The organism is Pseudomonas sp. p21 (assembly GCF_001642705.1).
Taxonomy (GTDB): Bacteria; Pseudomonadota; Gammaproteobacteria; order Pseudomonadales; family Pseudomonadaceae; genus Aquipseudomonas.
On the sequence record NZ_LWBV01000007.1, the window covers coordinates 145,214 to 165,820 of the forward strand.

Genomic DNA, 20,607 nt, shown 5'->3' on the forward strand with positions numbered 1-20,607 from the left:
ATCATGCCGCATCCCCAGGGAAAGGGCCACGCAGGCAGCTCAGGATGTATTTGGTATCGAGACCGGCGATGTGGTCGCGTATCTGCTGCGCCAGCTCGGGGTCGGTCGCAGGATCGAGCGCCATCCGCGCTTCCTCCTGCAGCATGGCCAACGCAGCGTCGAACATCATCAGCTCCAGGCGACACTTCGCTTCGGCCAGCCGGTATTCCAGCTCGTCGAATTCATCCATTGTCATCGTCACCCTCGAAGAACTCGCCCAGGTCGATATCACTGGGCGGGGTGATGTCCTTTTCGTTGCGCTCAATGCGGGGCACAGCTTTACCCGCTTCCTCGACAGCGCGATTCGCTACTGACCACGCACCCAGCGCGTCCAGCAGCTTCTGTGCAGCAGTGTCACGCTGTTTCGCGTCGTCCGGGTCGGCATCGCGCGCCCTGCTCAGCTCGATAATATCCATGCGCAGCTGTCGCGCTAACTTCGGGTCGGTTGCTGGGTTCAAGGCAGCGGCAATGTGCTGGTCGAGCATGATATCCGCATACTCGACGGCCTTGTTTTCCACCGCACGCTTGGCCGCACGCAGCTTTTCGCGATGCTCGGCAGCAACGGATTTGACCGCTTCCTTTTCAATGCGCTGGCCAGCCCTGCCGGTCAGAATCAACGGGATCAGCACAGGTTGTGCCAGGGCGGCGGTGCCGGAAATGGAATTACTCATGGTTGGCCACCTCGCAGGGTTGGTCTTGAACTGGGAACACACACTTGTCAGATTTCAGGAAGGTGCCACGGTCCTTTGGTGACATGCCCCGCCACCAGTCATCGGTCGGCGTTGTCAGGTAAACACTGACCCTTGCCCCGCCCGATTTCCCGCCCGGGTATTCGACTTTGCCTTCCCATGGCTTCCAGCCCATTTTGTTCAGCGCCTTGCCCACCGCTGGGTAAGTGACTGCGCAGCCCCACAGCTCGTGCTTGCGTTCACCCAATAGCAAACTTGCAATCTGGTCAGCAGTGACTGCGCCTCGGTTGAACGGCGGTACGCTCGCCTCCCGCATTTCCAGCAGCTTGACGTACAACGTGCCTTGGCTGATGCCCTGCAGGGCCTTGGCAGCTTCGGTCTGAGGCACAGGGGCATAAGGGTTCCAGTCGGCATCGAACTTCCAAGTGGCCAACACACCTGCCACCAGCGCCGGCCCCGGCCCATCCATCCATTCCAGCAGCTTGACGTAGTATTCAGGGGGTTTCCGGTCAGCCTCGCACTGGAACACAGCGATACGCCGGTCACCCTGTGCCAGTGGCAGCGCGTCCCTGTGGTTTGTCGTGATAACGAAATGCGTGATGTTGCGAATATCCTTGGCCGGCCGGCCCTTGCCCTCGAAGCTGGTCTGCCCCTCGGAAATCATGTTCTTGAAGTTTTCGTACCAGTCGGCCCGGTCGCTTCTGGTCGCCTCGTTAATCACGAGCAACCGCTTGTGCTCCATAGCGTCATCGAAGCCCTTGGTCAGTGCCCGGCCGCTGACGTTGCCGACCATGGACCACCCGAATACCTTGGACAGCAGGTTGTACAACGTGGACTTACCAACGCCTTGCTCTCGCGAATAGAACAGGAACGCCGATGGAATCTTGATTTCAGGCGTCTGGTACAGCTGTGCCAACCAGTGCATAAAGTACCGGACCACAACATGGTCGCCATCGCTGATATACATGAGGTGATCGGTCAGTGGCTTGATGCTCTCGGGCGTGGCGGTCATGTCGGGTGGGCACATGTCTTTCTTGCGCTCATACCAGAGGTTGAACACCTCCGGGTTGCATTCATGCTCCAGCTTGCTGGTCGGCTCCATGACGATGCGTCGGGCCACTCGCTGCAAGGGGTCATTCCACGTCCACCAGATCAGCCCCGAGGGTTGGCGCTCTTCGCTGCCGTCAGCCTTGGTGATCGTCAGGTCGCCATAGTGCTTGCTGCAATACTTGATGAACCCGTTCTTGCCGAACACGTCACCCGACGCGATGTGATAGGCGCGTTCATCACCGTTCGCTGTGAGCATCACGAAGTCTTGCGAGATATAGCGGAGGATTTCCCTCGACTCGGGGTCGATGTGTAGACCACCGCCAGACTTGGGCGGGGTGGATTGCACTGGTGGTTGCTGCACCTGTGCAGTCGACTTCGACGCGCTCGGTTGCACAGGGGCTTGCTGTGCAGGCGCTTCCCGCGCTTGCTTCATGGAGGTCAGCAGACCGCTGGCGTCAGCCTGCCTTGTGCCGAACTCGACCTGCTCATTCGGCACGACGGTTTGTTCTGGCAGACCGTCCGCATCATTGGTCGGTGGCAGGTCAAGCAGTGTGGCACTGCTCGAAATACTGACATTGGATTCACCGGGCACAGGTGACGCTTGCTTGGCAGCGCGCTTGGATTTTCGGCGTGCGTCCTTTGCTTCCTCTTCGGCCAACTTGGCGGCCATTTCTGCATTCATCTTGTCCTTGATTTCAGGCGGGATGCCACTTGCCCCAGCGCCAGCGCCTGTTAAAATATTGCTACTCATTAGATACACCCCCTAGCCTCTACCGGAATGCACAACTGGTAGGGGCTTTTTCTTTTCAGGCTGGTTGACCACGGCCGTAGGCAGCATCGCGTTCTGCGAGCTTGGCCTTGATCCACGCTTCCACTTCGGTACGCACGAACATGCGCTTGCCTACAGCACCGTCGGTACGGCGTGGGCTGATTTCCAGTGGTGCCGGGAACCCCAAGGCGATGTACTTGTACATGGTCGCATCGCTTCGGGCGTCAATCAGACGCTTGGCCTCTTCCCACGGCATCAGGAAGCCGGGGGCAGTCATCAGGGGTTTCTTTTGGTTGCTCATCTCAAATACTCCCAAGGTGATATGCATGGGGGTTCGTGAGATGGCTTTTTAGGTGGGAGTACTGCGCTAGAGAGGCTGCTTTATCCTGTGCTGCCGTCGCGGTGGAAATCGAACATGACGCCGGGCTCCTGTATGCGCGGTGTCCTGAGCATAGTTCGCCTGGTGTAAGTCGTGTTTTTTGTGGCGCCTGTGAAATCGAGCGCCGCCCGCGCTGCGCATCGCGAGCGAAGCTCGCTCCTACATTTGTTTCGGGCCAGTAACGCCTGCACCAGCGCGCGCGACCGCCTTGTTTGTTTCACACGATATCGAGGTGGACGCCAAAGGGCCGCGCGCCTCTGCCTCAGGAATAATTGGCCCGAAACAGATGTAGGAGCGAGCTTCGCTCGCGATGCGCCGCGCGGGCGGCGCTCGGTCTCGAAACCACCCCACCCCTCAAGACGAGCTCAGGAACTCTCCCGCACCATCAACTCAAAGCCCAGGTCCTGCTGCGCATTCGGTACCCGCTTGCCATCGAGCAACGCCAGCAGCGCCTGCGCCGCACCGCGCCCAACGGCGGCCCGAGGCGTGCGAATCGAGGTCAGCCGCGGCACCATGTGCGCCGAAGCCGGCAGGTCGTTGAAACCGACCATCGCCACCTGTCGCGGTACCTCGACCCCCTGGCGCAATGCCTGCAGCACCGCGCCCTGGGCCAGGTCGTCGTTGCAGAAGAAGATACCGTCGACATCCGGCGCCTGCTGCAGCAGCTGGCTGAACAGCGCGCTGCCCAGGGCAATGGAAGAAGGCTCCGGCGCCAGCACCTCCAGCTCGGCCGCCTGCAAGCCGGCCTCGGCCAACGCCTGGCGGAACCCTTCGGCACGCTGCATCACCCGCGGGTCGAGCTGGGCGGCAATGAACGCCAGGCGCTTGCGCCCGCGCTCGATCAGGTGGCGGGCCGCAGCACGCCCGGCCTGCTGTTGCGAGAAGCCGACCGACAGCGCCCCGGCCTCGCCATTGAGTTCCATCATGTGCACGCAGGGTACGCCACTGGCCGCCAGCATCTGCCGCGATGCCTCACTGCGCTCGAAGCCGGTCAGCAGCATGCCGCAGGGCTGGTAGGCCAGGTAATTGCGGATCAGGTTCTCTTCTTCGGCAAGATCGTAGTGATAGTTGCCGATCAGCACCTCGAGCCCGCGCGGGCGCATGACCTCATGAATGGCCTCCAGGGTGTCGATGAACAGCTGGTTGGACAGCGACGGGATCAACACCACCACCGACTGGCTGCGTGCCGAAGCCAGGGCCCGGGCCGCCGGGTTGGCCACATAGCCCAGGCTCGCTGCAGCCGCAACGACCTTTTCGACCAGCTCCGGCGCAACCGTGCTGACACCACGCAGGGCGCGCGAGGCGGTAATCGGGGAAACCCCGGAAAGCCTGGCAACTTCTGCCAGGGTGGGACGACCTGTGGTGCGGGAGCCGGTGCGGGACATGAGTGTTGTAATTTTACTACTTGCAAGGAAAGGGAACGGCCACTAAGGTAGCGCTGTCTCAGGACGCAGGCAATGTAATCTTTGGTAGCAGCCTCCGCACGCTCGCCGCCAAGCGTCCATACTGCGTAAGGACAAGATCAATAACACCGGGGAGGTGACTGTTCGTCGATGACGGGACAGCGCTATCTCACCCGCAGGAGGTACTGATGAATTCTCCCCTGTCCGCCATCGTGGTGATGGGCGTGGCCGGTTGCGGCAAAAGCTGCATCGGCGCTGCAATCGCCACCCGAAGCGGCGGCCGCCTGATCGAAGGCGACGCTTTCCACCCTGCCGAAAACATCCGCAAGATGAGCGCTGGCATCCCCCTGGACGACAGCGACCGTGCCGGCTGGCTGGTGCGTCTTGGTCAGGAACTGCAAGCCACGACCCAGGCTGGGGAGCGTCCGATCCTGACCTGTTCGGCCCTCAAGCGCCGCTACCGTGACACCCTGCGTGATGCCATGCCGGGGCTGGTGTTCGTGTTCCTCGAACTGTCGCCCGCCGAGGCCGAAAAACGCGTGCTGGCCCGCCCCGGGCATTTCATGCCGGCGAGCCTCATCGACAGCCAGTTCGCTGCCCTGGAACCGCCACACGGCGAACCCCTGACCCTGGCGCTTGACGCCACCCAGCCCATCGAAGCGCTTGCCGAAGCGGTGGACCGCTGGCTAAAGGACCGCGGTGAGCGGGGCCTGGCACAAACCGCCTGACCTTGCCGACTTTCCTGGCTCACTAAAGACAGCGCTACCCTGCCCCGTAAACGTGCGCAAAGTTTCAAAAAAGCTACGCCAAAACAACGATAAGACCGAGGCCTTCAAACCATGTTCGGACTGGCTACTGATACCTTCCTGCTGCTCGACGCGCTGGTTACCATCGTCGGGCTGATCCTGCTGATCACCCACTTCAAAGTTCACCCCTTCGTCGCCCTCACGATCGCGGCCGGCTTCCTTGGCCTGACCTCCGGCATGCCGGTGGCCAAGGTCATGAAATCGTTCCAGGACGGTTTTGGCGGCGTGCTGGGCTTCGTCGGCATCGTGCTCGCCCTGGGTACCATGCTCGGCAAGCTGATGGCCGACTCCGGGGGCGCCGACCAGATCGCGCAAACCCTCATCCGCGCCTTTGGCAAGAAGAACGTGCACTGGGCCATGATGTTCGCCGCCTTCCTGGTGGGCATCCCGCTGTTCTTCGAAATCGGCTTCGTGCTGCTGATTCCACTGGTGTTTATCGTCGCCCGGCGCTCGGGCGTGTCGCTGATCAAGATCGGCATTCCGCTGCTGGCCGGCCTGTCGGTGGTGCACGGCCTGGTGCCCCCGCACCCGGGCCCACTGCTGGCGATCGGCATCTTCCATGCCGACATCGGCAAGACCATCTTCTATGGCCTGATCGTGGCATTGCCTACCGCCATCATCGCCGGCCCGCTGTTCGGTAACTTCATTTCCCGCTACATCCCGGGCACCCCGTCCCAGGAACTGATGGACCAGATCGCCAAGGAGTCCGACCAGGGCAACCTGCCGAGCTTCACCATTACCCTGGTCACCGTGCTGCTGCCGGTGGTGCTGATGCTGCTGAAGACCTTCGCCGACGTGGTGCTACCCGCCGAGCACATCGTGCGCCAGTGGATGGACCTGATCGGCCACCCCATCACCGCCCTGCTCGCCGCCCTGCTGCTGGCCTTCTACACCTTCGGCGCGGCCCGTGGCTTCAACCGCCAGCAGATCATGAAGATGCTCGACCAGAGCCTGGCTCCGACCGCGGCGATCGTGCTGATCGTGGGTGCCGGTGGCGGCTTCAAGCAGATGCTGGTGGACACCGGTGTGGGCAACGTGATCGGGCAGATGGCCGTACAGGCGGAGATTTCGCCGATCATGCTGGCCTGGCTGGTAGCGGCGGTAATCCGCATCGCCACCGGTTCCGCCACGGTCGCCACCATTACCGGCGCAGGCATCGTCGCACCAGTGATCGACCTGGTGCCGGGGGTTAACCGTGAACTGCTGGTGCTGGCCACCGGTGCCGGCTCGTTGATCCTGTCCCATGTGAACGACGCCGGCTTCTGGCTGGTTAAGCAGTACTTCAACATGACCGTGGCGGAAACCTTCAAGACCTGGAGCATGATGGAGACCATCCTGTCGATCGTCGGCATCATCTTCATCATGTTGCTGTCGCTGGTGGTGTAACCGTTGATCGGAGTAATGGCACCTTGAAGTTCGGGTAGGGCCGAAGGGAAGTATCAGCCCTACCCGAAGCAAAGGAGCCTGCCATGCCCCGCTCAAGCATTCTGCTGATTGCCCTGCTCGCCACGCCGCTGGCCCTGGCTGCCGGCACCGGCCCCACCTACCCCGACGACCCGCACAACCCGGCGCCCAAGCCGGGCGCGGACAGCACCCTCAACCCGATCGAAAAGCCCATGCCACGGGACACCGACCCACGCATAAAGGGCAACGACCCGGACAGCCCGCCGGCGGAACAGAATGACGACCGGGATTTGCCGGGGATGGATGGCAGCGGCTCGGAAGGCACCGGGCGGCAGGGAGCAGCCGATATTCAGCGTTGATCAATGATCCTGAATGTTTCGCGGCCCCTTTGGGAGCAACTGTCTTGCTCAAATTCTAAAAGTTGGCGCGCTCCCACAGGGGCCCCTGTACGGCCCATTATACGATGCTCACCACTGGCGCTTGTCCGGCCTGGTCAGCCCCAGCTTCTCGATCCGGTAACGCAGCATGTCCCGCGATAGCCCGAGCAAGCGCGCCGACTTGGTGACGTTCCAGTCCGTGCGGTCCAGGGTCTTGCAGACCAGGTCGCGCTCCATGTCCGGCAGGCTGGTGCCCGGCTCCGGTTCGTGCCGGGGCATTTCGAACATCGCAGGCGCCGCTTGCTGCACCAGCGGCTCGTCGATCAGGGTCATGCACAGGTTCAGCTGATGCGCCTGCACCACCTCGTTCGGTGCCAGCAGCACTGTCTGCTCCAGCATGTTGCGCAGTTCGCGCACATTGCCTGGCCAGCTGTAACCGAGCATCAGCTTTTCCGCCTCGGCGCAAAAGCGCAGGTTCGGCTTGCCATAACGCCGGCCATGATGGGCCAGGAAATGCCGCGCCAGCAGCAGCACGTCCTGCCCGCGGGCATACAGGCGCGGCACCTTAAGGGCAATGATGCGCAGGCGGAAGAACAGGTCGCGGCGGAACTTGCCTTGCTGCACCATCTGCTCCAGGTTGCAGTTGGTAGCACTGATCACCCGCAGGTCGACCTTGCGCTCCTTCACCGCGCCGATCCGGCGGATGCTGCGGTCTTCCAGCAACTTGAGCAGCTTGGCCTGCAGCACCAGGTCCATCTCGCCAATCTCGTCGAGGAACAAAGTACCGCCATCGGCAGCCTCCACCAGGCCCACCCGGCGCTCCTTGGCGTCGGTAAAGGCGCCCTTCTCATGGCCAAACAGTTCGGCCTCCAGCAGGTTGGCCGGGATCGAGGCGCAGTTGAACTCGATGAACGGCCCCTTGCTGCGCGACCCATCAAAATGCAAGGCGCGGGCCACCAGCTCTTTGCCGGTACCGGTCTCGCCTTCGATCAGCACCGGTGGCAAGTCGTCGCTGGCCATGCGCCGCTCGGCATCCAGCACCTGCCGCAGGGTGTGCTTGAGGGAGAGCATCGTCGGTGATTCGCCGATCAACGCCTGCAACCCTGACTTCTGCGCCTCGCGCTCCTGGTAGAACGACAACGTGCGCTCCATGCGCTCAGCGGCCAGTGCCTTGTCCAGGGTGAGCTTGAGCTCGGCCAGCACCACCGGTTTGCTCAGGTAATGGAAGGCGCCCTCCTTCATTGCCTGCACGGCATCTTCGACATTGCCATAGCCGGTCATCATGATCACTTTCAGGTCCGGCACCTGCGCCACCAGGGTGCGCAGCAGGTCGTGCCCGCTCATGCCCGGCAGCGAGTTGTCGGTCAGCACCGCATCGGGCTGGGCCCGCTTGATCTGCTCCAGCGCCAGCTCCGCGCTGTGGCATACGGTGACCTCGAAGCCCTTGAGGCTGAGGTAGGTGCGAATGTTGTCGGCGAGGATTTCATCATCCTCGACTACCAGGATGCTGTGCTCCATGGTCCCCTCCCGCTGCGATATTGAATGTGAGGCTTACGCGGGTTCCTTCCTCTTCGCGGCTGCTCAGGCTGACCGAGCCGCCAAAACGTTCCATGATGCGTTTGACCAGGGCCAGGCCTACGCCCAGGCCGCCCTGCTTGGTGGTGTAGAACGGCTTGAACACCATCCGTTCCTGCTGTTGGCTCATGCCCTTGCCGGTATCGCTAAGGACGAACTCGGCACGCTGCCCATCCTGCACATTGACCTGGGCGCGCAGCATGCCGCCTTCGGGCATGGCTTCCAAGGCATTGGAAAACAGGGTGTTGAGAATTTGCGTGAGCTGTAACGGCTGGCTGGCCACCCACTGTGACTCGGGGCCTTCGTAGCAGAAGCGCACGCCGTTACGTTCGATCTGCTGGGCGAATGCCAGGTGGGTGTCCTCGATGGCCGTCACCAGGTCCACGGCCTCGGCCTCGTCGCTGGTCGGGCGCAATGACACCAGCAAATCACGCACCCAGCGCGACATGCGGTCGACCTGGCTGATGATGTCGGTGATGTTCTTCTGCGCCGCGGGGTTGGCGATTTCCTGGGCCAGTTCGGCGCTGGAACGAATGTTGGCCAGTGGATTGCGCAAGCTGTGAGCCACCGCTGAGGACATCTCGCCCAAGGCCACATAGGTTTCACCCGCCACCAGCCGGTCCTGCTGTAGGCGCAGCAGCTGCGCCGCGCGGCGCACGATCCAGAACAGGCCGAAGTAGACCAGCGCCCCGCCCACCAGGGTCGAGGCCCAGATCAGCACATAACCGCGCTGGATGCGCCGGACCAGGTCCTGCGGCTCCTTGTATATTTCCACCATGGCCAGCACCTGCTCGCCCTGGCTGTCGAACAGCGGGATGTAGTTCTCGATGAACAGGTAGCGCGGTTCACGCTGGAACTTCTGCTCCTCGCGGTCGTCCTCGGCCTGGTGGTAGCTGGCCGACACCGCCTTGCGCGAGCGAAAGGCGCGGTCGAGGTCGCCGTCGGCCTCGATGCGCTCACCGATCAGCTCCGGGTTGGTCGACCAGACGATGGTGTGGTCGCGGGCATAGACGTTGGCCAGCAAGGTGTCCGGCAGGTGCTCGACATGGTCGAGAAACTCGACCCGGGTCGATTCAGCCAGCGCCGGGGTGAACTGCAAGTGCTGCTGGTCCAGGCGCGGGTTAAGCAACTCGCCCATGGTGGTACCCGGCGGCAACTGCGAATGGCGCACCTCGGCCTGGGCCATGGCCTGGATGAACTGAGCGGTGAGCATGGCATCGCGCTCGACGCTGTCGTTAACCACGAAACGCGTCGACACATAACCCAGCCCGCCCGCCACCGAGGCGATGATCAGCAAGCTGATGACCGAAAACCAGCGCAGCAGATTGAATTCGCGCAATGGCACGGCCACATCGCTGGCGGTAGTACTGGCCTTGTCGGAAACTTCGTTTTCCAGCGTCTGCATCGCGTGCTTCCCGCGCAGGGCGTCCGTTCAGAAATGCGTCAAGGCGACCAATGGTAGCCAATTGATAGCACCTCACCCGTGCAGCCGCAGCTGCCATTTGTCGCGTGTTGCGCTTCACCTGTCACATTGCAAGAATTTAGCCAGCCATCTAAAAATATTTTTATTTGTTATTTTTTCAAGTAGTTACTCAATATTCCTAAAGTAGTCCGGAGGAAAATTCCCCACATTTGGGTTTTTTTACCCTAAAAACATTAGTTATTTAAAATCAATAAGATATTTAAATTTGTTAACGTCAATCAGGAAGATTTGAACAGCCGGAAGTTCAACGAAACCCGGGTGCCATGGCCTTCACTGCTGCTGAGCCGGACGGTGCCGCCGAAGCGCTCCATGATGCGCTTCACCAACACCAGACCCACGCCCAACCCACCCTGCTTGGTGGTGAAGAACGGCCGAAAGGCCATGCGCTGCTGCTCTTCGTTCATGCCTTTGCCGTTGTCGGACAGGCGCAGGGTCAGGCTACGCCGGTCGTGGCGCACCACCTCGACACGCAACCGCCCCCCCTGCTCCATCGACTCCAGGGCGTTGGCGATCAGGCTGCTGAAAATCTGCCGCAGTAACGCCGGGTGCCCCAGCACCTGCACCGCCGGTAACGGTTGCAGGTCCAGGCTCACCCCACCACGTGCCAATGGCACCGCGTAGGTCTGCAGGCTTTCCTGCAATGCCAGCGGCAAATCCACCGCCACTGCCTCATCGTTGAGCGGGCGCAATGACTGCAACATCTGGCGGATCCACTGCGACATGCGGTCGACCTGGCTGATGATGTCGTTGACATTGCGCTGCGCCGGGCCATCATCGAACGCCTGGGCCAGTTCGGCACTGGAACGGATGCTGGCCAGCGGGTTGCGCAGGCTGTGGGCCACCGCCGAGGACACCTCACCCAGTGCCACGTAGGTTTCGTTGTTGATCAGCCGCTTCTGCTGCACCGCCAGTAGACGCGCGGCGCGGTGCATGATGCCGTACAGGCCGACGTAGACCAGGCCGGCACCGACGGTGATCGCCAGCCAGATCAGGATCAGGCCATGCTCGATGCGCCCGATCAGGTCATGGGGCTCTTTGTAGATCTCGACCATGGCCGTGACCTGCTCACCATCGGCATCGAACAGCGGAATGTAGTTCTCGATGAACAACTGCTCGGGTGAAGTGACGAACTTCTGCTCGGCGCGGGCCTGCTCGAAGTTGTGGTAGCTGGCCGAGACTCGCATCTTGTACTCGAAGGCCTGCTCCAGGTCGCTGTCGCCCTCGATCAGCTTGCCGACCAGCGCCGGGTTGCTGGACCAGATCACCGTCCGGTCCGGGGCATAGATGTTGGCCAGCAGCATGTCAGGCAGGTGGGCGATGTGGTCAAGGAACTCCCCGCGCGCCCTGCGTCGGGCGTCCGGGTCGACGTCGAGCAGGTTGGCGCGGTCGATGCGTGGGTCGAGCAGTTCACCCATGGTGCGCACATTGGGGATCGACACATGGCGCACTTCGGCATCGGCGATGGAGGTGATGAACTGCGCAGTGAGCAAGGCATCGCGTTCGATACTCTCGTCGATGATGAAACGGCTGGAAATCAACCCCAACCCGACCGCTACCGAGAGGATGATGGCCAAGCTGACCCAAGCGTACCAGCGCAGCAGGTTGAAAGGCTTGCGTGGGGTGGCCAGCTCGCTACCGGCAGGTACTTCAATAGCGTCGGAACGAGGGGCGATGTCCATGGCGGACTCCACAACTGGGCACCTTCAGAAGGTTATAGTCCAGAGTTGGGGAAACCATCGGGTTAGCTTGGTGGCATCCGCCGAAGGGTATTGTTTCCGTACTTGCCGAGTGGCGCCCGCCCTGAAAAAAATCCAGATGCCGGCGCGGCCCCTGTGGGAGCGGGCTCGTCGAGGCGTCGAACCGCCGCGAACACCGGCGCGCCGGTGCCAGCCACCGCGTTGAATTCTTCGCGGGCACGCCCGCTCCCACAAGGGAACGTGGCACGCTCTCGAACATTGTTCCCTGTGCGGCAGCGCAGCCCAAAGGGCTGGGCAATCTCCCACAGGGAAAATTGCAAAGGCTAATCACCCGACAACCCCTGCAACCTGCGGTACTCCCGCAGCACATTGGGCACATAGCGCCGGGTCTCGGCGAACGGTGGTACCGCACCACGGCGCAACACCGCGTCGGGGCCGGCGTTGTAGGCCGCCACGGCCAGGGTGATGTCATTGTCGAACAAGTCGAGCATGCGCTTGAGGTAGCGGGCCCCGCCCTGCACGTTGTCTTCCGGGTCCAGGCGGTTTTCCACGCCCATCTCGCGGGCGGTATCCGGCATAAGTTGCATCAGCCCCACCGCACCCGCCGGTGAACGGGCCTTGGGGTTGTAGCCGGACTCAGCCTTGATCACTGCATGCAGCAACGCCGGGGGGACATCGTTGGTGCGCGCTGCGGCGGCAACCAGCTTGGCGTAGGGGCGGCCTGTGATCAGCTGCGCGTTGGCCGGGCCGGCCTGGGCCTTCGGCTCGCTGATCACCGTTTCATAGAGGCGCCCGGGTCGATGGACGTTGGTCAGTATGTAGCTGCCTTTGGCATCGATGGAAATGTACACATCGGCCTGGGCAGCACCTGCCACCAGCCAGATCAAACCGAGAATGAGTCCACGCATGTCGGTCGCCTCTTCGTGGTACCCCCAATGTTGGGGAATATGCCCCGGAAAACCCGAGGTCGATGACCACGACGCAAGCACTGTGCCGCTTTCCGTGCCGCATGCTGCAAGGCCCCAAGGCAGGCGTGCACGGCTGTTGCATGGAGCCTGCAAAAGCTTGTCCCCATGCAGCGGAGGGCTTCACCATGCAGCGCAGAACCAACCCCCAACATGGTTTCACCCTGCTTGAACTCCTGGTGGTGCTGGTAGTGCTCGGCCTGCTGGCCGGTATCGTCGCGCCCAAGTATTTCAGCCAGCTCGGCCGCTCCGAGGCCAAGGTGGCGCGGGCTCAGATAGAGGGGCTGAGCAAGGCCCTGGACCTGTACCGCCTGGAAGTCGGCCACTACCCCAACAGTGAGCAAGGCCTGCAGGCCCTGGTGGTCGCCCCCAGTGGCGAAGCGCGCTGGACCGGCCCGTACCTGCAGAAGGCCGTGCCGCAGGACCCGTGGGGCCGCCCGTACATCTACCGGCAACCCGGCGAGAATGGCGGCGAGTACGACCTGCTGTCGATGGGCAAGGACGGCCAGCCCGGTGGCGACGGGGAAAACGCCGAAATCACCAGCTGGCAATAGGGAGAGCGGCCATGCGCTACAGCCTCAAGGCCCTGGGCAGGCAGGGTGTGGTGCAGTTGCAGATCGACGCCGAGGACGCCGACCAGGCCCGCCGCCAGGTCGAGGACCAGGGCCTGCGCGTGCTCAGCCTGCGTGGCCACGGCGGCGCCTTGCGCGGCATGGCCTGGCGCCGCGAGGCAAGCTTTGACCTGGTGCTGTTCAGCCAGGAGCTTTCGACCCTGCTCAACGCCGGCCTGCCGCTGATCGACGCGCTGGAGAGCCTGGCGGAAAAGGCCCCCGCAGCCGCAACGCGCAAAGTGCTCGCCGAGCTGGTCCGCCAACTGTACGAAGGCCGCTCGCTGTCCCAGGCCCTGGGCCAGCAGCCACGGGTGTTCCCACCGCTGTACGTGGCGCTGGTGCAGTCCAGTGAGCGTACCGGCGCGCTCGGCGACGCCCTCGCCCGCTACATCAGCTACCGCCAGCGCCTGGACCTGGTACGGCAGAAACTGGTGGGGGCCTCGGTCTACCCGTTGCTACTATTGCTGGTGGGCGGTGGCGTGGTGCTGTTCCTGCTTGGCTACGTGGTGCCGCGTTTCAGCCAGGTATTCGAGGGCATGGGCACGGAATTGCCCTGGCTGTCACGGTTGCTGATGCAGATAGGTCTGTTCCTGCATGCCCAGCAACTGCCGCTGGCTCTGGGCAGCCTTGGCACGGTCACAACGCTCTGGCTGCTGCGCCGCCAGCCACGGGTGAGGCGCTGGGCGGCCTGCCAGCTGCGGCGCCTGCCGGCACTGCACCAACGCCTGATGATGTACGAACTGGCGCGCTTCTATCGCTCGTTGGGCATCTTGCTGCAAGGCGGCATACCCATCCTCACCGCCATGGGCATGGCCCGCGGCCTGCTCGGCAGCGCGGCAGCCCAGGGCCTGGAACGGGCCAGCCAGCGGGTCGGCGAAGGGCTGCCGCTGTCCGATGCGCTGGAGGCCGGGCAACTGGTCACGCCGGTATCGCTGCGCCTGCTGCGGGCCGGCGAGCAGTCCGGCAACCTGGGCGAGATGCTGGAGCGCTGCGCCGACTTCCATGACCAGGAAATCGGCCGCTGGGTGGAATGGTTCGTCAAGCTGTTCGAACCGCTGCTGATGACCTTCATCGGCCTGCTGATCGGCCTGATCGTGATCCTGATGTACATGCCGATCTTCGAACTGGCCTCGAGCATTCACTGAAGCGCCAGGCCCATGTTTTCACGCAGGTCATAGGGCTTCCTCGGAAATGGTGGTGCCTGTCCCGGCCTCTTCGCGGGCAAGCCCACTCCCACAGGTACTGTGCAGCACTTCAGGACTGTGCAATCCCTGTGGGAGCGGGCGCGCCGGCGAACACCGGCGTAGCCGGTGCCATCCAGCGCATCGCTCGCTCCCACAAGGTCCGCCGCTACAGCTCCAAAACCCCAAGGCCAAGCCCGCCATGCCCAAAATCGATGATTGACCCACACATATCATTCATCGTGATAATAACCTTCGGCCCGTTCGATTCGTGCCTCACGCGCAAGACACTCACACTCCGCCCACTACTAATACATTGGCGGAGTTCTCCATGGAACAATCACTCAAACCCTTGCGCTTCCCCCTCGCTGCCCTGGCAGTGGTGGTGATCAGCGCTTGCGGTCGAACCCCCGACGCCGTGCAGGCTCCCGCCGCGCCGAAGGTCAGTGTGGCCAAGGTGATCGAGCAACCGATCAACGAATGGGACGAGTTCACCGGCCGCCTCGAAGCCCCGGAAACCGTCGAGGTGCGCCCACGGGTCTCCGGCCAGATCGACCTGGTGGCCTTCACTGAAGGCGCCCAGGTCAAGAAAGGCGACCTGTTGTTCCAGATCGACCCACGCCCGTTCCAGGCAGACGTCCGCCGCCTCGAAGCCCAACTACAGCAGGCCAAGGCCACCGCCATCCGCAGCGCCAACGAAGCCCGCCGTGGCGAACGCCTGCGTGACAGCAACGCCATTTCCGCAGAGCTGGCCGAATCGCGTAGCAGCGCCGCCGCCGAAGCCCGCGCCGGGGTCGACGCGATCCAGGCCCAGCTCGACCTGGCACGCCTGAACCTCAGCTTCACCCGTGTCACCGCGCCCATCAGCGGCCGTGTCAGCCGCGCCCAGTTCACCGCCGGCAACATCGTCACCGCCGATGTCACCCCGCTGACCAGCGTGGTTTCCACCGACAAGGTCTACGCCTACTTCGACGCCGACGAGCGCGTGTACCTCAAGTACACCCAGCTGGCCCGCGAAGGCCAGCGTGGCCAGAGCACCCCGGTGTACCTGGGCCTGACCAACGAAACCGGCAACCCGCACCTGGGCCAGATGAACTTCGTCGACAACCAGGTCAACCCGCGCACCGGCACCATCCGTGGCCGCGCGGTGTTCGACAACAGCGACGGCCAGTTCACCCCGGGCCTGTATGCACGCCTGAAACTGGTGGGCAGCGCCCAGTATCAGGCCGTACTGATCAACGACGAAGCCGTAGGCACCGACCTTGGCAAGAAGTTCGTGCTGGTCATGGACAAGGACAACAAGGCCGCCTACCGCGCCGTGGAGCTGGGGCCGAAGCTGGAAGGCCTGCGCATCGTGCGCAGCGGCCTGGGCAAGGACGACCGCATCGTGGTCAAGGGCCTGCAGCGCGTGCGCCCTGGCTCACCGGTCACCCCGGAAGAGACACCGATGGCCAGCGAACAGACCCTCGCCGCCCTCGCCCAGCAGCGCCAGGCTCTGGAAGCCAGCAACCCGGCGCCGAAGGTGGCGGGCAACAACGTGAAAGTCGCCAGCGCCCAGGCGCCACGCGGTTAAGGGACCACACCGATGAACTTCTCGAAATTCTTCATTACCCGGCCGATCTTCGCCGCGGTGCTGTCCCTGGTGCTGCTGATCGCGGGTTCGATCTCGCTGTTCCAGCTACCTATCAGCGAATACCCCGAAGTGGTGCCGCCCACCGTGGTGGTGCGCGCCAACTTCCCCGGCGCCAACCCCAAGGTCATCGGCGAAACCGTCGCCGCGCCGCTGGAGCAGGCCATCACCGGTGTGGAGAACATGCTGTACATGTCCTCCCAGTCCACCGCAGACGGCAAGCTGACCCTGACCATCACCTTCGCCCTGGGTACCGACCTGGACAACGCCCAGGTGCAGGTGCAGAACCGCGTCACCCGTACCCAGCCCAAGCTGCCCGAGGAAGTGACCCGCATCGGTATCACCGTCGACAAGGCCTCGCCCGACCTGACCATGGTCGTGCACCTGACCTCGCCGGACAACCGCTACGACATGCTCTATCTGTCCAACTACGCCATCCTCAACATCAAGGACGAGCTGGCGCGCCTGGGCGGCGTGGGTGATGTGCAGCTGTTCGGCATGGGCGACTACTCGCTGCGTGTATGGCTGGACCCGAACAAGACCGCTTCGCGCAACCTCACCGCCAGTGATGTGGTAGCTGCCATCCGCGAGCAGAACCGCCAGGTGGCCGCCGGCCAGCTGGGCGCCCCGCCCGCCCCGGGCTCGACCAGCTTCCAGCTGTCGATCAACACCCAGGGTCGCCTGGTCAATGAGGAAGAGTTCGAGAACATCATCATCCGCGCTGGTGCCGATGGCGAAATCACCCGTCTGAAGGACATCGCCCGGGTCGAGCTCGGCTCCAGTCAGTACGCCCTGCGTTCGCTGCTGAACAACCAGCCGGCGGTGGCCATCCCGATCTTCCAGCGCCCAGGCTCCAACGCCATCGAGATCTCCGACGAAGTACGGGCAAAAATGGCCGAACTGAAGAAGGACTTCCCCGAGGGCATGGACTACAGCATCGTCTATGACCCGACCGTGTTCGTCCGTGGCTCCATCGAGGCCGTGGTACACACCCTGTTCGAAGCGCTGGTGCTGGTCGTGCTGGTGGTCATCCTGTTCCTGCAGACCTGGCGCGCCTCGATCATCCCGCTGATGGCCGTGCCGGTATCGCTGATCGGTACCTTTGCCGTGATGCACCTGTTCGGCTTCTCGCTCAACGCGCTGTCATTGTTCGGCCTGGTCCTGGCCATCGGTATCGTGGTGGACGACGCCATCGTCGTGGTGGAAAACGTCGAACGCAACATCGGCCTGGGCCTGAAACCGCTGGAAGCCACGCAGAAGGCCATGGGCGAAGTGACCGGGCCGATCATCGCCACCGCCCTGGTGCTGTGCGCCGTGTTCGTACCTGCCGCGTTCATTTCCGGCCTGACCGGGCAGTTCTACAAGCAGTTCGCCCTGACCATCGCCATTTCCACGGTCATCTCGGCGTTCAACTCCCTGACCCTGTCGCCGGCCCTGGCTGCCGTACTGCTGAAGGACCACCACGCGCCGAAAGACCGTTTCTCGCGGTTCCTGGAAAAACTGCTGGGCAGCTGGCTGTTCACCCCGTTCAACCGCTTCTTCGACCGCGCCTCCAACCGCTACGTCGGCGGTGTGCGTCGGGTCATCCGCTCCAGCGGCATCGCCCTGTTCGTGTATGCCGGCCTGATGGGCCTGACCTACCTGGGCTTCTCGTCCACTCCGACCGGTTTCGTACCAGCCCAGGACAAGCAGTACCTGGTGGCGTTCGCCCAGCTGCCTGACGCAGCCAGCCTCGACCGCACCGAAGCGGTGATCAAGCGCATGAGCGAAATCGCCCTGAAACAGCCTGGCGTGGCCGACTCGGTAGCCTTCCCTGGCCTGTCGATCAACGGTTTCACCAACAGCCCGAACAGCGGCATCGTGTTCACCCCGCTCAAGCCGTTCGACGAGCGCAAGGACCCGAGCCAGTCGGCAGCGGCCATCGCAGCTGCACTGAATGCCCAGTTCGCCGACATCCAGGACGCCTACATCGCGATCTTCCCGCCCCCGCCGGTACAAGGCCTGGGCACCATCGGCGGCTTCCGCCTGCAGATCGAAGACCGCGGCAACCTGGGCTACGAAGCGCTGTACAAGGAAACCCAGAACATCATCGCCAAGAGCCACAACGTGCCGGAGCTGGCGGGCCTGTTCACCAGCTATCAGGTCAACGTGCCGCAGGTCGATGCCGCCATCGACCGGGAAAAGGCCAAGACCCACGGTGTGGCAATCACCGACATCTTCGACACCCTGCAGGTTTACCTGGGCTCGCTGTATACCAACGACTTCAACCGCTTTGGCCGCACCTACCAGGTCAACGTCCAGGCCGAGCAGCAGTTCCGCCTCGATGCCGAGCAGATCGGCCAGCTGAAGGTGCGCAACAACCTTGGCGAGATGATCCCGCTGGCGACCTTCCTCAAGGTCAGCGACACCTCCGGGCCGGACCGGGTGATGCACTACAACGGCTTCATCACCGCCGAGATCAACGGCGCCGCGGCACCGGGCTACAGCTCCGGCCAGGCGGAAGCTGCGATCGAGAAGCTGCTGAGAGAGGAACTGCCCAACGGCATGACCTTCGAGTGGACCGACCTGACCTACCAGCAGATCCTCTCGGGTAACACCGCGCTGTTCGTGTTCCCGCTGTGCGTGCTGCTGGCCTTCCTGGTGCTTGCTGCCCAGTACGAAAGCTGGAGCCTGCCGCTGGCGGTGATCCTGATCGTACCGATGACCCTGCTGTCGGCCATCACCGGGGTGATCGTGTCGGGTGGTGACAACAACATCTTCACCCAGATCGGCCTGATCGTACTGGTAGGCCTGGCGTGCAAGAACGCGATCCTGATCGTCGAGTTCGCCAAGGACGAACAAGCCAAGGGCCTCGACCCGCTGGCTGCGGTCCTGGAAGCCTGCCGCCTGCGTCTGCGGCCGATCCTGATGACCTCGATCGCCTTCATCATGGGTGTGGTTCCGCTGGTGTTCAGCTCCGGTGCCGGCTCGGAAATGCGCCATGCCATGGGTGTGGCGGTGTTCTCGGGGATGATCGGCGTGACCGTATTCGGCCTGTTCCTGACCCCGGTGTTCTTCTTCCTGATTCGCCGTTTCGTCGAGCGTCGCCAGGCCCGCAAGGCCGAACACGTTCAAGTGCTGGAGAACCATGCATGAACCTGCTCAAACCCTTGACCCCGAGCCTGCTGGCGTTGGCCTTGGCGGCCTGCGCGGTAGGCCCGGACTACCAGGCGCCGGCCACCGAGCCCGCGCAGCTGGCCAGCGATGTACAGGCCAAGGCCTACGACCGTAGCCGCTTCGAAAGCCTGTGGTGGAAGCAGTTCGACGACCCGGTACTGAACCAGTTGGTGCAGGCTTCGCTGGACGGCAACCGTGACCTGCGCGTGGCCTTCGCCCGCTTGAAATCGGCTCGTTCAATCCGTGAAGACGCCGAGAACGATCAGTTCCCGGTGGTCACCAGCCGCGCCAGCAGCGACATCGGCAAGGGCCAGATCCCCGGCCAGACCACGCAACGGGTGAACAGCGAGCGCTACGACCTGGGCCTGGACATGGCCTGGGAGCTTGACCTGTTTGGCCGCATCCAGCGCCAGATCGAAGCCAGCGAAGCCCAGGAAGCGGTGGCAGCGGCCGACCTGCAGCAGTTGCAGGTCAGCCTGATCGCCGAGCTGGTCGATGCCTATGGCCAACTGCGCGGTGCACAGTTGCGCGAAAAGATCGCCCTGGCCAACCTCAAGACCCAGCAGGAATCGCGGGCCATCACCGAAACCCTGCGCGATGCCGGTGTCGGCAACGACCTCGACGTGGTGCGTGCCGATGCGCGCCTGGCCGGGGTTGAAGCCACCGTACCGCAACTGCAGGCGGAACAGGCGCGGGCCCGACACCGCATCGCCACCCTGCTCGGCCAGCGCCCCGAGGCGCTCAGTGTCGACCTGTCGCCCAAGGCTCTGCCGGCGATCGCCAAGGCGCTACCGGTGGGTGACCCGGGAGAACTGCTGCGCCGCCGCCCGGACATCCGCAGCGCCGAACGCCAGCTGGCAGCCGCCACCGCCAATGTTGGCGTGGCCACCGCCGACCTGTTCCCCCGTGTCAGCCTCAGCGGCTTCCTTGGCTTTACTGCCGCCCGCGGCTCGCAGATAGGCTCCTCGGCAGCCAATGCCTGGGCGCTGGGCCCGAGCATCACCTGGGCCGCCTTCGACCTGGGCAGCGTGCGCGCCCGCCTGCGCGGTGCCAAGGCCGATGCCGAAGGGGCGCTGGCCAACTACGAACAACAGGTGTTGCTGGCCCTGGAAGAATCGGCCAACGCCTTCAGCGATTACGACAAGACCCAGCAGCGGCTGTTGTCGCTGATGCGCCAGAGCGACGCCAGCCGCAAGGCGGCGGAACTGGCCTCGATTCGTTATCGCGAGGGCACGGTGGACTACCTGGTGCTGCTCGATGCCGAGCGTGAGCGGCTGAGCGCTGAAGATGCGCAAGCCCAGGGTGAGGTCGAGCTGTACCGCGGCATCGTCTCGATCTACAAGGCCCTGGGTGGCGGCTGGCAACCGGAGACTGTCGCCAGCGCGCACTGATA

17 protein-coding genes are annotated in these 20,607 nt (G+C 63.3%); 8 read left to right on the forward strand and 9 right to left on the reverse strand.

Features of this window, described 5'->3' with window-relative positions; all coding sequences use genetic code 11:
• Position 1 precedes the first annotated feature (1 nt).
• The 5 genes from A4C63_RS19900 to A4C63_RS19920 all read right to left on the reverse strand — a co-directional run bounded on the left by A4C63_RS19900 (position 2) and on the right by A4C63_RS19920 (position 4,311).
• On the reverse strand, positions 2 to 229 hold the full coding sequence (locus A4C63_RS19900; RefSeq protein ID WP_063914210.1) for a hypothetical protein: 228 nt from the start codon (positions 227 to 229) through the stop codon (positions 2 to 4).
• Positions 222 to 710: a hypothetical protein gene (locus A4C63_RS19905; RefSeq protein WP_063914211.1), complete on the reverse strand. Its 489-nt coding sequence runs from the start codon at positions 708 to 710 to the stop codon at positions 222 to 224. Before A4C63_RS19905 ends, A4C63_RS19900 begins: the two co-directional genes overlap by 8 nt.
• Positions 703 to 2,529: a primase-helicase family protein gene (locus A4C63_RS19910; protein ID WP_156510896.1), complete on the reverse strand. Its 1,827-nt coding sequence runs from the start codon at positions 2,527 to 2,529 to the stop codon at positions 703 to 705. Before A4C63_RS19910 ends, A4C63_RS19905 begins: the two co-directional genes overlap by 8 nt.
• Before the next feature lie 55 nt (positions 2,530 to 2,584).
• Positions 2,585 to 2,848 (reverse strand): AlpA family transcriptional regulator, encoded by a 264-nt coding sequence (locus A4C63_RS19915; protein ID WP_232062804.1) that lies wholly within the window; start codon positions 2,846 to 2,848, stop codon positions 2,585 to 2,587.
• 443 nt (positions 2,849 to 3,291) lie between these two features.
• A complete protein-coding gene (locus A4C63_RS19920) occupies positions 3,292 to 4,311 on the reverse strand; it encodes a LacI family DNA-binding transcriptional regulator (RefSeq protein WP_025339312.1) in 1,020 nt (339 codons plus the stop codon).
• A gap of 206 nt (positions 4,312 to 4,517) precedes the next feature.
• Between A4C63_RS19920 and A4C63_RS19925 the strand changes: the two genes are divergently transcribed.
• The 3 genes from A4C63_RS19925 to A4C63_RS19935 all read left to right on the forward strand — a co-directional run bounded on the left by A4C63_RS19925 (position 4,518) and on the right by A4C63_RS19935 (position 6,898).
• Entirely contained in the window at positions 4,518 to 5,057 is a 540-nt protein-coding gene (locus A4C63_RS19925) for a gluconokinase (RefSeq protein WP_063914214.1), read from the forward strand.
• Positions 5,058 to 5,168: 111 nt separating this feature from the next.
• Positions 5,169 to 6,521, forward strand: a complete 1,353-nt coding sequence (locus A4C63_RS19930; protein WP_063914215.1) for a GntP family permease — start codon at positions 5,169 to 5,171, stop codon at positions 6,519 to 6,521.
• An 83-nt stretch (positions 6,522 to 6,604) separates the two neighbouring features.
• Positions 6,605 to 6,898, forward strand: a complete 294-nt coding sequence (locus A4C63_RS19935) for a hypothetical protein (protein ID WP_063914216.1) — start codon at positions 6,605 to 6,607, stop codon at positions 6,896 to 6,898.
• Between the two features lie 108 nt (positions 6,899 to 7,006).
• Here A4C63_RS19935 and A4C63_RS19940 read toward each other — a convergent pair whose 3' ends face one another.
• The 4 genes from A4C63_RS19940 to A4C63_RS19955 all read right to left on the reverse strand — a co-directional run bounded on the left by A4C63_RS19940 (position 7,007) and on the right by A4C63_RS19955 (position 12,579).
• Positions 7,007 to 8,434: a sigma-54 dependent transcriptional regulator gene (locus tag A4C63_RS19940; protein ID WP_063914217.1), complete on the reverse strand. Its 1,428-nt coding sequence runs from the start codon at positions 8,432 to 8,434 to the stop codon at positions 7,007 to 7,009.
• Positions 8,403 to 9,896, reverse strand: a complete 1,494-nt coding sequence (locus A4C63_RS19945) for a HAMP domain-containing sensor histidine kinase (protein ID WP_063914218.1) — start codon at positions 9,894 to 9,896, stop codon at positions 8,403 to 8,405. Before A4C63_RS19945 ends, A4C63_RS19940 begins: the two co-directional genes overlap by 32 nt.
• Positions 9,897 to 10,192: 296 nt before the next feature.
• A complete protein-coding gene (locus A4C63_RS19950) occupies positions 10,193 to 11,653 on the reverse strand; it encodes a HAMP domain-containing sensor histidine kinase (RefSeq protein WP_063914219.1) in 1,461 nt (486 codons plus the stop codon).
• Positions 11,654 to 11,994: 341 nt separating this feature from the next.
• Positions 11,995 to 12,579, reverse strand: a complete 585-nt coding sequence (locus A4C63_RS19955; RefSeq protein WP_063914220.1) for a lytic transglycosylase domain-containing protein — start codon at positions 12,577 to 12,579, stop codon at positions 11,995 to 11,997.
• A 185-nt stretch (positions 12,580 to 12,764) separates the two neighbouring features.
• Between A4C63_RS19955 and gspG the strand changes: the two genes are divergently transcribed.
• The 5 genes from gspG to A4C63_RS19980 all read left to right on the forward strand — a co-directional run bounded on the left by gspG (position 12,765) and on the right by A4C63_RS19980 (position 20,605).
• Complete coding sequence (gspG, locus tag A4C63_RS19960; RefSeq protein WP_063914221.1) at positions 12,765 to 13,190, forward strand: type II secretion system major pseudopilin GspG; 426 nt, start codon at positions 12,765 to 12,767, stop codon at positions 13,188 to 13,190.
• 11 nt (positions 13,191 to 13,201) lie between these two features.
• Positions 13,202 to 14,392, forward strand: a complete 1,191-nt coding sequence (locus A4C63_RS19965) for a type II secretion system F family protein (protein WP_063914222.1) — start codon at positions 13,202 to 13,204, stop codon at positions 14,390 to 14,392.
• 367 nt (positions 14,393 to 14,759) lie between these two features.
• Positions 14,760 to 16,001, forward strand: a complete 1,242-nt coding sequence (gene mexE / locus A4C63_RS19970; protein WP_025339323.1) for a multidrug efflux RND transporter periplasmic adaptor subunit MexE — start codon at positions 14,760 to 14,762, stop codon at positions 15,999 to 16,001.
• A 12-nt stretch (positions 16,002 to 16,013) separates the two neighbouring features.
• Positions 16,014 to 19,193, forward strand: a complete 3,180-nt coding sequence (locus A4C63_RS19975) for an efflux RND transporter permease subunit (RefSeq protein WP_063914223.1) — start codon at positions 16,014 to 16,016, stop codon at positions 19,191 to 19,193.
• Positions 19,190 to 20,605: an efflux transporter outer membrane subunit gene (locus A4C63_RS19980; protein WP_063914224.1), complete on the forward strand. Its 1,416-nt coding sequence runs from the start codon at positions 19,190 to 19,192 to the stop codon at positions 20,603 to 20,605. The genes A4C63_RS19975 and A4C63_RS19980 overlap by 4 nt, the downstream gene beginning before the upstream one ends.
• Positions 20,606 to 20,607 lie beyond the last annotated feature (2 nt).

What these genes read in the sequence shown, in the direction of transcription:
- A4C63_RS19980 (WP_063914224.1), top strand. Translation starts at nt 19,190, where the DNA reads ATGAACCTGCTCAAACCCTTGACCCCGAGCCTGCTGGCGTTGGCCTTG.
- A4C63_RS19905 (WP_063914211.1), bottom strand. Translation starts at nt 710, where the DNA reads ATGAGTAATTCCATTTCCGGCACCGCCGCCCTGGCACAACCTGTGCTG.
- gspG (WP_063914221.1), top strand. Translation starts at nt 12,765, where the DNA reads ATGCAGCGCAGAACCAACCCCCAACATGGTTTCACCCTGCTTGAACTC.
- A4C63_RS19975 (WP_063914223.1), top strand. Translation starts at nt 16,014, where the DNA reads ATGAACTTCTCGAAATTCTTCATTACCCGGCCGATCTTCGCCGCGGTG.
- A4C63_RS19915 (WP_232062804.1), bottom strand. Translation starts at nt 2,848, where the DNA reads ATGAGCAACCAAAAGAAACCCCTGATGACTGCCCCCGGCTTCCTGATG.
- A4C63_RS19900 (WP_063914210.1), bottom strand. Translation starts at nt 229, where the DNA reads ATGGATGAATTCGACGAGCTGGAATACCGGCTGGCCGAAGCGAAGTGT.
- A4C63_RS19930 (WP_063914215.1), top strand. Translation starts at nt 5,169, where the DNA reads ATGTTCGGACTGGCTACTGATACCTTCCTGCTGCTCGACGCGCTGGTT.
- A4C63_RS19965 (WP_063914222.1), top strand. Translation starts at nt 13,202, where the DNA reads ATGCGCTACAGCCTCAAGGCCCTGGGCAGGCAGGGTGTGGTGCAGTTG.
- mexE (WP_025339323.1), top strand. Translation starts at nt 14,760, where the DNA reads ATGGAACAATCACTCAAACCCTTGCGCTTCCCCCTCGCTGCCCTGGCA.
- A4C63_RS19945 (WP_063914218.1), bottom strand. Translation starts at nt 9,896, where the DNA reads ATGCAGACGCTGGAAAACGAAGTTTCCGACAAGGCCAGTACTACCGCC.
- A4C63_RS19925 (WP_063914214.1), top strand. Translation starts at nt 4,518, where the DNA reads ATGAATTCTCCCCTGTCCGCCATCGTGGTGATGGGCGTGGCCGGTTGC.
- A4C63_RS19920 (WP_025339312.1), bottom strand. Translation starts at nt 4,311, where the DNA reads ATGTCCCGCACCGGCTCCCGCACCACAGGTCGTCCCACCCTGGCAGAA.
- A4C63_RS19910 (WP_156510896.1), bottom strand. Translation starts at nt 2,529, where the DNA reads ATGAGTAGCAATATTTTAACAGGCGCTGGCGCTGGGGCAAGTGGCATC.
- A4C63_RS19935 (WP_063914216.1), top strand. Translation starts at nt 6,605, where the DNA reads ATGCCCCGCTCAAGCATTCTGCTGATTGCCCTGCTCGCCACGCCGCTG.
- A4C63_RS19955 (WP_063914220.1), bottom strand. Translation starts at nt 12,579, where the DNA reads ATGCGTGGACTCATTCTCGGTTTGATCTGGCTGGTGGCAGGTGCTGCC.
- A4C63_RS19940 (WP_063914217.1), bottom strand. Translation starts at nt 8,434, where the DNA reads ATGGAGCACAGCATCCTGGTAGTCGAGGATGATGAAATCCTCGCCGAC.
- A4C63_RS19950 (WP_063914219.1), bottom strand. Translation starts at nt 11,653, where the DNA reads ATGGACATCGCCCCTCGTTCCGACGCTATTGAAGTACCTGCCGGTAGC.